The organism is Rhodothermales bacterium (genome assembly GCA_013002345.1).
In the GTDB taxonomy this organism is placed as follows: Bacteria; Bacteroidota; Rhodothermia; order Rhodothermales; family JABDKH01; genus JABDKH01.
This window is the reverse complement of sequence record JABDKH010000201.1, coordinates 1-3,464: the sequence shown is the minus strand read 5'-3', so window position 1 is coordinate 3,464 and position 3,464 is coordinate 1. Positions and strand designations below refer to the sequence as shown.

Here is a 3,464-nt window from a genome sequence, read left to right as displayed (position 1 = left end):
GACGGGATTGGAGATCCTGCGCGAGTGGGCAACGGAAATTGTGTTCGAGCCGGACGAGGTCGAGAAGGAGAGAGGTGTCGTGATCGAAGAATGGCGTCTCGGTCGTGGCGCTCAGGCACGCATCTTTGATCGTCAGTTACCCGTTCTGATGAAGGGCTCGAAGTATGCGGAGCGGCTTCCGATCGGAGACAAGGAAACGCTGGAGACCGCGGAGCGATCGACCGTAGTGCGCTTCTACGAAGACTGGTATCGCCCGGACCTGATGGCAATAATTGTGGTCGGGGATGTGGACGCAGACGCCATGGAGTCGTCCATTCAATCGCTCTTCTCAACGATTCCGGCGGCGACGGATGCGCGCGAGCGGCCGACTTTTGGTGTACCGGAAAATGAAGAGCCACTTTTCGCAATTGCGACGGATCCGGAGGCGCCTTACAGCAGCGTCTCCGTCGTGTTCAAGTTGCCAGAGCAGGACAAGAATTCGCTGCGCTCATATCGACGCAGTCTGGTAGAGCAACTCTACAACGGGATGTTCAACCAGCGGTTGTCGGAGCTGACCCAGAGTTCGGATCCGCCGTTTGTGGCTGCAGGTTCGGGCGGGGGATCGTTCACGCGGAATCCCGATTTCTACAACCTGTTTGCGATTGTAAAGGAGGGCGGGATCCAGCGAGGACTCGAGGTTGTGCTGACCGAGGCCGAGCGAGTCCGCCAGTTTGGATTTACCTCGTCCGAACTCGAGCGCCAGAAGCAGGATCTCATTCGTGGATACGAACGTGCATTCAGCGAACGGGAGAAGACGGAATCGGGCCGCCTGGTAGGTGAACTCGTCCGTCACTTCCTCGAGGACGAGCCCGTTCCAGGAATCGAATTCGAATACGACGTTGTGCGGCAAGCCGTCCCGGGCATAGCACTGGAGGAGGTGAATGCGCTGGCACGCCAGTTCATTACAGACAGAAACAGAGTTGTACTTGCCGACGGCCCGGAGAAAGAGGGTCTCGAGTATCCGGACGAAACCGAGTTGATGGGGCTGTTCAAGCAGGTCGAATCGGCTACGCTGGCGGCCTACGAGGACCAGGTTCTGGATGCCCCGCTTATGGCTGAGATGCCGGTTGCCGGCGCAATCGTTTCCGAAGAGACGAACGAAGACGTCGGCGTTACGACACTCGTTCTGTCGAACGGAATCACGGTGATTTTGAAGCCGACAACTTTCAAGAATGATGAGATCTTGCTTGCGGCGGATAGTCCCGGCGGCACATCGCTTGTAGATGACAACCGGCACGTCCCGGCGAGCTATGCGTCAACACTGATCGGTCGAAGCGGCGTTGGCGAGTTCGGGCCGATCGAGCTTGAAAAGAAGCTTGCCGGAAAGGTGGTTTCGGTGTCGCCTTTCGTGAGAGAGTTGACAGAAGGCTTCAGAGGATCCGCGTCGCCGGCAGATCTGGAAACGCTCTTCCAGCTGGTCCATCTCTACGTGACGAATCCGCGCGCAGACAGCACCTCGTACCTGTCGTACAAGCAGCGAATCGGAAGCCTCCTCGAGAGCTTCAAGGCGGATCCGGCGCAGGCCTTTCGCGACACCGTCCAGGTCACAATGGCGCAGTACCATCCGCGACGGAAACCGTTTTCGGAGGAAACACTGGAGCAGATGGACCTGATGGCGTCGCTGGACGTGTACCGAGACCGTTTTGCGGATACAGGTGACTTCACGTTCTACCTCGTGGGGGCGTTCGAGCTGGACGCCATCAAGCCGCTGATATCCACGTATCTCGGCAGTCTCCCGGCGAGTGGTCGCGAGGAAATGTGGCGCGATGTGGGCGTTCGACCTCCGACGGGCCGGGTAGAGAAAGCGGTTCGGCGAGGCATAGAGCCCAAGAGTCAGGTATACCTTCATTTCTCCGGTGAGCATCCCTGGTCGAACGAGGACCGGCGGCTGATTTCTGTCGTGAAAGATGTTTTGAGTACGCGACTCAGGGAAGTGCTGCGGGAGGATCTCGGCGGGACGTACGGCGTCTCGGTCAACGGCAGCCTGCAACGGCGCCCTGACGAACGATTCAGCTTCGTGATCAACTTTGGTTGCAATCCTGGCCGCGTCGATGAACTGACGGACAAGGTTCACGCCGTCATCGACACGTTGGTGACGGTCGGAACGACGGATACGTATTTGCAGCGCTCTCGTGAAACCACGATGACGGCACATCGCGTAGGATTGGAACAGAATGGCTACTGGATGAACTGGCTGCAGTTCTATGAGCAGAACGATCTTCCGATGTCCGACATCCCGAAGGGTGTTATTCGGTTCTACGACGCAGTGACGGTTGACGATGTGAAAACAGCGGCGGGCAAATTCCTGGGTCGCCAGAACACGGTGCGCGTAGTCCTCTATCCGGAGGAGTGGGGCAAACAAGACTGACGTCCTACACGTGCGGACGTGCCGCTAACGACGTCCGGCCAGCTTCAGTCTGACTTCGCGAGCAGCCGCAGAACGTCGAGTGCCGATATGATCCCGACCAGCTCGCCATCGCGTGTAACAAGGACGCGATGTATGCGACCCGTGACCATCGTCACCGCGACGTCTTTTACGGAGGCATCTTCTTCGACACTGAAGATCATGGGCGTCATGATGTCGCCCACGTGCGTCTGATCATCGGTTCCAAATCTGAAAGACGACAGGTCTTGATCGGTGTAGTCTTTCTCCAGTGCGTGCTGGTAGTAGCCGCGGCCGACGGTCTTGGCTGGTTCTCGGCTCGGGAAACTGTCATGACGGACAACGTCCGTGAGTGAAACCACGCCTATCAACTTGCCATCTTCCGACACCACGGGTCCTCCGGATATGGAATTCTCGGTAAGGAACTCGGCGAGATGGGTAATGGGCCAATCCTCACTGATGGTCAGTACGCGGGGCTCCATAATGTCCCGAGCAAGAAGCTCCTCGAGGTCGGGAATCGTCGAGTTACGCACCTCCGGTTCCTTGATCATCACACACCTCTCTGATTCTGATATAGGCATCGCTGGTTTTGGCCCATACGACGTCGGGATCGTCAGTATTGCAGGGCCGCGTAGGTAGAGATAACGAATTGCGAGAGCGTCGGCAAGTGGACGCCGCTTGATCTCGCCGTGGGGAATTACGCTCGTGGCGTGGCAGGGGTTGGCCTACGGCCAGGGACACGCCTCGCGGCTTGTTCGTGGTGTTCTGATGGTCGCTCGACTACTGAGCAAACCCCTGTCGGAATACTTGCACGATTCGCTCGGCAGCGCGGCCGTCCCACAGCGGAGGAATCTCGCCGATTGCCGGGGATTTGCTTACCGACATGAATTGGTCGTACACGACGGCGGGATCCAACGGCACGAGTTGATTTGTGCCGAGCTCCACGGTGACGGGCCGCTCCGTGTTGTCGCGGAGGGTCAGGCAGGGCACCTTCAGATACGTCGTCTCCTCCTGAATTCCGCCCGAGTCGGTGACAACGACA

3 protein-coding genes are annotated in these 3,464 nt (G+C 58.2%); 1 reads left to right on the top strand and 2 read right to left on the bottom strand.

Annotation, left to right across the window (positions count from 1 at the left end; genetic code table 11):
- Positions 1-2,407 (top strand): insulinase family protein (locus HKN37_10590; GenBank protein NNE47095.1); only part of this gene is annotated, 2,407 nt, incomplete at its 5' end.
- 44 nt (positions 2,408-2,451) lie between these two features.
- Here the strand turns inward: HKN37_10590 and HKN37_10585 are convergent.
- Both HKN37_10585 and HKN37_10580 read right to left on the bottom strand, forming a co-directional pair.
- On the bottom strand, positions 2,452-2,973 hold the full coding sequence (locus HKN37_10585; GenBank protein ID NNE47094.1) for a CBS domain-containing protein: 522 nt from the start codon (positions 2,971-2,973) through the stop codon (positions 2,452-2,454).
- 229 nt (positions 2,974-3,202) lie between these two features.
- Positions 3,203-3,464: UDP-N-acetylglucosamine 2-epimerase (non-hydrolyzing) (locus tag HKN37_10580; GenBank protein ID NNE47093.1), on the bottom strand; the 262-nt coding region annotated here is incomplete at its 5' end.

What these genes read in the sequence shown, in the direction of transcription:
- HKN37_10585 (NNE47094.1), bottom strand. Translation starts at nt 2,973, where the DNA reads ATGATCAAGGAACCGGAGGTGCGTAACTCGACGATTCCCGACCTCGAG.